Source organism: Pseudomonas sp. RIT623 (genome assembly GCF_004519305.1).
In the GTDB taxonomy this organism is placed as follows: Bacteria; Pseudomonadota; Gammaproteobacteria; order Pseudomonadales; family Pseudomonadaceae; genus Aquipseudomonas.
Genome location: NZ_SOZA01000004.1, coordinates 195,849 through 201,848, shown reverse-complemented (window position 1 = coordinate 201,848; position 6,000 = coordinate 195,849). Strand labels below are relative to the sequence as shown.

6 protein-coding genes are annotated in these 6,000 nt (G+C 49.0%); 3 read left to right on the top strand and 3 right to left on the bottom strand.

Translation table 11 applies throughout. The features are described 5' to 3' along the window. Positions 1–562: 562 nt before the first annotated feature. Genes E3U47_RS05200 through E3U47_RS05190 form a run of 3 tightly spaced genes read left to right on the top strand, consistent with a single transcriptional unit; the run spans position 563 to position 3,117 of the window. Positions 563–1,240: an N-acetyltransferase gene (locus E3U47_RS05200; protein ID WP_134689936.1), complete on the top strand. Its 678-nt coding sequence runs from the start codon at positions 563–565 to the stop codon at positions 1,238–1,240. Continuing rightward, positions 1,233–2,057, top strand: coding sequence for an ImmA/IrrE family metallo-endopeptidase (locus E3U47_RS05195; protein ID WP_134689935.1), 825 nt, complete (start codon positions 1,233–1,235; stop codon positions 2,055–2,057). Before E3U47_RS05200 ends, E3U47_RS05195 begins: the two co-directional genes overlap by 8 nt. Further along, positions 2,050–3,117, top strand: a complete 1,068-nt coding sequence (locus E3U47_RS05190; RefSeq protein ID WP_134689934.1) for a beta family protein — start codon at positions 2,050–2,052, stop codon at positions 3,115–3,117. The genes E3U47_RS05195 and E3U47_RS05190 overlap by 8 nt, the downstream gene beginning before the upstream one ends. Here the strand turns inward: E3U47_RS05190 and E3U47_RS05185 are convergent. From E3U47_RS05185 to E3U47_RS05175, 3 genes are all read right to left on the bottom strand, one after another. Then, complete coding sequence (locus tag E3U47_RS05185; protein ID WP_134689933.1) at positions 3,098–3,664, bottom strand: sce7726 family protein; 567 nt, start codon at positions 3,662–3,664, stop codon at positions 3,098–3,100. The two genes, E3U47_RS05190 and E3U47_RS05185, sit on opposite strands and share 20 nt — an antisense overlap. Positions 3,665–4,089: 425 nt before the next feature. Next, positions 4,090–4,365: a hypothetical protein gene (locus E3U47_RS25185; protein ID WP_134689932.1), complete on the bottom strand. Its 276-nt coding sequence runs from the start codon at positions 4,363–4,365 to the stop codon at positions 4,090–4,092. After that, positions 4,358–5,341, bottom strand: coding sequence for an integrase domain-containing protein (locus tag E3U47_RS05175; protein ID WP_134689931.1), 984 nt, complete (start codon positions 5,339–5,341; stop codon positions 4,358–4,360). Before E3U47_RS05175 ends, E3U47_RS25185 begins: the two co-directional genes overlap by 8 nt. Positions 5,342–6,000: the final 659 nt, after the last annotated feature.

The following is a 6,000-nucleotide window of genomic DNA, read 5'->3' as shown; positions in this document are numbered from 1 at the left end:
ACCAGGAGTCGAAAATATATATATCGGATTGATTTATAACGATTTTTATTTCTATGGTGCGATTTTATATCTCTAAAAATATCCTTTGGCGCCCGTTCGACCTTTTCTAAATTCAGGCAAGATTGAACGATGAACACACACGGACGAACCCAGTAGCGCCAAGGCAGGCCGCCGCCGTGGGGAGGTCTGTAGAAGCCTTGTACTTTCCTCTAAGTAGCTCTCACAGCGGGAAGTTTTTTGGTTGAAACACAAAAGCGATGCTGCGGCAATTTACGCTGGAAGCGTAGACAGTGCGACAAGACCGCAATACTATAGTGCCATTACGCTGACGGATTTTGCTAAGATTTGGCTGATTGGGAGTCCTGAAGGCGAAGAAATGGATCTCGTACCTATCACGTTGGGTTCAAATGTTACTACGCTGATGCCTGATTTGATGTCCCCGAATTGGCAGAGATCTCGCCAAGCTGAAAGCAGTGCGATGTCTGGCTCGGTACGACTTCGCTAGGGAAAATGTCCCGAGATTTTGTAACAAAATCTAGTTATTACTGAATTGCGGTGTTATATGGATATAAAAAGCATCAAGTCTCTTATCGCTTCCTCTCCCCCGGCATCAGCCCTTATTTCTGGTATTAAAACAAACACTGTTGGGCAAGACGTGTCGTTTCAGCTACTTCACGGATGGGACATCGAGCTAGCCCATAAGTGTGATACTGAATGGACCGCAAAAAATGTCGAAATCCTTCGCTGCGTGCAAAGCTCGGTAGCAAGTGAAGAAGAATTGCTAAAAAAAATATCTGACCTGCATATGGAAGACGCTCACTGGCGATGGACTGCCAAAGCTATGCATCATATTGCAGAAGATTATGACTGGTTCTTTTATAAGGCTGAGGATGCCATCCAAGCTGCTTGTCTTATATACCATCCGAAAGATAGTATTATAGATGGCCAAGGGATTTTTTACATAGAATATATCGCAGTTGCACCATGGAATAGACCTAATCCGCTGAGTGTCGCGCGATTTAAAGGCATAGGTTCTGATTTAATTAGGTATGCATCAAAGTACGCGACTGATACCTTAGGTCTGCGCCCTGGTTTTTCATTGCATTCGTTACCCAAAGCTGCTGCGTACTACAATAAGATTGGCATGACCTGCTTCCCCGAGAGAAATAAAGAGAGTCTTGATTATTACGAGATGGCTAGGGAAGCCGCTCAAGTATTCGGAGCTGCAGCCAATGGATGATAAGAATGAGTTCGAAGATTTTTTCGTCTCTACATCTGATTGCACTCCCGAAAAACTTCTGAGTGCGTTGAAGGCTTACTCTGAAATTTCTAAAAAGCTAGGATCTGACGACCCCCTTATTTTTAAAGACCTGCTGTCGGGAGCAGCTGGCAGTGCGCTATTTAGGCGCAGCGGTACTGCTAAAGAAGCCGAAATTTTCCTCTGGCTTTCTCAAGTACAACGCTATGCTGAAATAGTAGTTTCAACTGGAGAAGTTAGAGAATTTAAAGGTTTGTCCAGGGAAGTATTAAAAGATTTATCCAGGCTGTCCTTAAATCCTGAAAATTTGAAGCAAATATCCAGCTATCTCTGGCAGCATGGGGTTGTACTCGTTTTCTTGCCTCAAAGTTCCGGTATGAGGACTGATGGAGTGTTCTTTAAGCTCCAATGTGGAACTCCTGTTGTTGGTATGACGTTGCGATATGATAGATACGACTATTTTTGGTTTACATTGATGCATGAGCTGTCTCATGTTTCAATTCATTATGATCGCCTTGATGATCCTCACTTTGACTGTCTTGAAGATCTTGGTGAAGACATTGTTGAGCTAGAGGCAAACCAGCTAGCCAAAGAATCCTTTATTAGTCGCAGCGATTGGCGATCTGCTTCAGTGCGGAGGCATCGTAGTGAAGATGAGTTGCTTAAGGATGCACAGAAATTTTCGATGCACCCTGCAGTTCTTGCCGGCTTTGTAAGACATGATTCAGGGAACTATACTCTTTTCAACAGCGTTATCCATGAGATAAGCGTCAAAAGGATGATCAGCTCAGATGCCTAAGTACATTCCATTCCTGAAAGCCAAAGCTAATGAATTTGGCGCGATCAAGTCTCTTAGCAAGGAAAGAAAAAAGCTTGTCGCTCCTTTCTTCGATCTACCATTGAAGAAAGATATGGATGCTAAAGTATTAAAGAAGACTATAGAGACCGCTGCTCGGAAATTCTGCCTGAATATGAAGGGCGTTCCCGAATACTTCGTAGATGACTACGATATTCCAGATTCTATCCTAATCGGCGGCCGTCCCAGCTACGAATATCTCGCAGCATGCATGCTTGCTCAAGACCTAAATTTTAATCCCGTTGTTGGGGTGGATCGTACTGCTGATCGAAATTCTTGCGTGTTTACACCAGCGATTACTAGAGCTGTGAATAACAGGCGAATCGCTTTGCGTGTTTCCAGCGATGATCTGGTCAGTTACAGCCTGATTAGAACAGATATTTTAGATCTAATAGCGATGGGGAAGGGTATATATGATCGATGGGTGCTCGTTCTAGACAACAGGGTTTGCAAGGGAGTTGACGCGATTGCTCGTGGCGCGCAGATAAAAGCGTTCTGTGCAGCAGCAGTTGCGGATCATGCATACGAAGCTATTGTTATTACAGGTTCTACACTTCCGCCAGTAGCAGGCGACGTACTTTCAACTAATAGCGAAAAGCATCTGGATCGTAACGAAATTGCTATCTACAGCAGCGCTATTTCTGGACTCGCCGGTCATAATGTGATTTTTGGGGACTATACTATTGTGAGTCCTGACTACTCGGACTCTGATATTGATCCCCGCAATATGCTAAACGTTACTGCACCTAAGGTTGTCTACTCTTATGAGGATAAGCACTATATTGTACGTGGCGGGGGGATTAAGACACATCCCCGCGGGTTTAAGCAATACAACGACATAGCCGCAACTATAGTCGCAAAGAGCTTCTTCCGGCACGGAAATTCGGAAGGGGATTTGTATCTGGTTGAAAAAGCTGCAGGGCTTGGATCGACGGTCATGCCCGGTAGTGTCTTAAAGCCTACAATTAATTCCCACATCTCCTTTATGCTTGATCTTTTGTAAGTGTCCTAAGCACAAGGGCTTTGCCTATTGTCAGGCTAAGCTCTTGGGCACCGAAGGCCTGGGAGATGAGAAAAGATAGAGAGTCTCTATTTATTTTGTTCTGAACTTTATCCTCTATACTGCTTGCGATTTCAAATAATTCATTTCGCCAGAGAGTCAAAAGCGCTATCTGCTTGTCAAATGCAACGCTTTTCTGAGCTTGGCGAACTGGTTTGAAAATAATTTTACCCGTAGAGTTTTCTTTCGCTTCAAGCACTCCCCAATGGGCGGGTGCAATTTTAATTGCTTTTGCTATGTGCTTAGACGTGGTTACTAAAGTAACCTTTCTGAAAGCGAGGTCATAATATATGCCTTGCTGAGCAATTCTTTCGACTTTGTCACCATCCCCCTTGATTTCGTAACAATGGGCCTCTTTATGAACTGCAACAACGTCCGCAATAGCATTGCCGTTGTGAACTCGTAGTTCTTCAATGAGAGCTTTAGGCTGAGGATGAGCATTTCTTAATCTAGCCAGCAGCGCAACACGAATTAATGAGTCATTTAACATTTTAGTTATATGCTCGCAACATATTTAAATAAATTTTCCTGAGATAAGATTAATATGGTTTTCATCTCGCGTATAGCATTTGTCTAAGCTGTACTGATATTGATCTTAACTAGATGCCCGTCATCTGATTTGCCAATGCTGATCACTGAGGCTTAATACGTCAGGCCGAGCGGGCTTCATTATATCATCGACATCAAGAAACCGCCCCAGCACAGGCAGTGCAAATCAACATCTCTAGCCTTGAGCTAGGGACATGCAAGCATTGCAGCAGTTCCTCGGCCACTGACCACTCGGGGCGCGAAAGCTTGGCAACGGGCGGTCATTATCACATAACAATTTACCGACGAATGAGGTTGCCCCTTTGGCCTGGGCTGCCTCGGCTTGGCCGAATGCTGTCAGTCGTGATCTTCAGATCAAAGTCTCACTTACAGATTGAAAATCCATGTCGTTCCTAGGCGCTGAGTGAGCAGTCGTACTGTCAGCACGTAATAATACCGCGTTGCGTCGCTGCGTTTGCGTAGGCGATGCTCCAGAAACCAAACGACATGCTTTCTCTGCCAAGCCCAAGGTGTTTCCAACTGCCACCGCTCTGCAATCTCAGCCTGGATGGTTTTCGCCTGCCGTACATGGCGTCGCCGGGTTACGTGTGAGCCGGTCAGCACTCCAGCTAAGAACAGCTCCATGTCGAATGGCTTACTCATGCCGTCCCCCAATGTAAGCCGCGACCACGTCGATCCGACGGTGCCCCAGCTCATAGCTGATTTGCCTCCGGGCCTCACGATCAAGGTTCCTATCTACCTGGCAACAATGGCCGCCGTTGATGGGCGCGTGGTGTTGAGTAATTTGCTCATAGCGCTCACATGCATAGGCCGCTCGTAGCTCATGGAAGCCTCTGAGGTTGTGTGCATGCAGGATGTCGCGCGCAGGGCGGATGATTTCTTTTAAGAGACTCAGGTAGCTTTCGTATGGCGCAATCATGTTACGGCTACCGGCAGGCGACACCTGGCATGCAACCCCAAGTGCACCTCGAACTTGATCACCGACCGAAATCCAGCGGGGTGCTGAGGCTCCCGCGCGGCCGCCTTTGGTGCCGTCCTGAATGTTGATTCTGCCTAAGCCTTCAGCCTCACGGCTCAGCCGTGGCAGGTCAGCTAAGATGGCCTCACGTAAACGCATGCCGGTGGCTCGCGCCAATAGAACGATTGCGGCGGCTCGTTGCTGATGATCGCGGCAAAGCGCGTCGACGATCTGCTTAACCTGTTCGCGGCCTTGGCCCTGCGGCACTGAATGTCGAACCCCGGTGCGCTGCATACCCAGCGCCTTGCTCGGACTGGGCAGTTTCACGCACTGATCACCGCGAAGCGCCGCCATGGTCCTGTTAACGCTGGATAGGCGGTTTTGTGCGGTACTGACAGCAAGGTCGCCGCGCCTAACCACGTCGCGCAGATACGCCGCATAGTCCGCCAACACCTTCCGATCAATCTGCCGCGCATCATTGATACGCGGCCCCTGTTCTGAGCGGCACCACTTCACGAATGCCTGCCACCGATCACAGTGCGCCTTGACCGTGCCGTAATGACCGCCACCGAACATGTCTTTCAGCGCCTGCGGCCCTGCGTAGCTCAATTGCCTGCCGTAACCGAAATTGCGGCCATCGCGTCTACCCACCAATGCCATGTCAGTCACCTCATCATCCGATCTCCGATCTTCGCCCCACGTCATCCCGCCAAGAATGTTGAGTGTTATCAGGGATCAAGGCCCCTGCGACCTGTGGGGAATGTCCTCTACGCGGGACTGGCGGCTCCTTACGTCCGGGAGCAAGGGCATCTCATGATCTGGCCTCCTGAGCACCGTTACCGGTGGGCGGGTGGAGGCTGCATTGGCTGACGAGACAAGTGCCGCGAGATCCTGAGTCGGGTGAACGCAGCAATGCGATGACCGGGGCATGCCTGACTGTCAGTCAGGTGCAGTCCATTCCCTGGTCTGCGGCACCATCATCTACATGGCTGTTGCTGGTGACATCGGCGTTTGTCACGCCGATTGTCACGAGGGGAATTGCCGCTGAGCCATGTGCGTTCAGGGCTGCAGCAGTGTCAGGAGCGCCCGTCTCTTTCCAGTGAAAGAGACGGGCGCAGGTTGGCGCACGCGAAATGGCCAAGCGGATAGGTTGCTGCTGAGCAGATGGGTAGGGTGGTTGCCGCAGGGGCAACGATATTGAGTTGGCATCCATCACATGGGTAGTGACCGTACGAGCTGCCGGACGCGAATCGTACTTGCGGGTGAACCACCGCGGGAGCGGCGTGACCTTTAAGGTTCGGGTCACCTGGGGTGCTGTC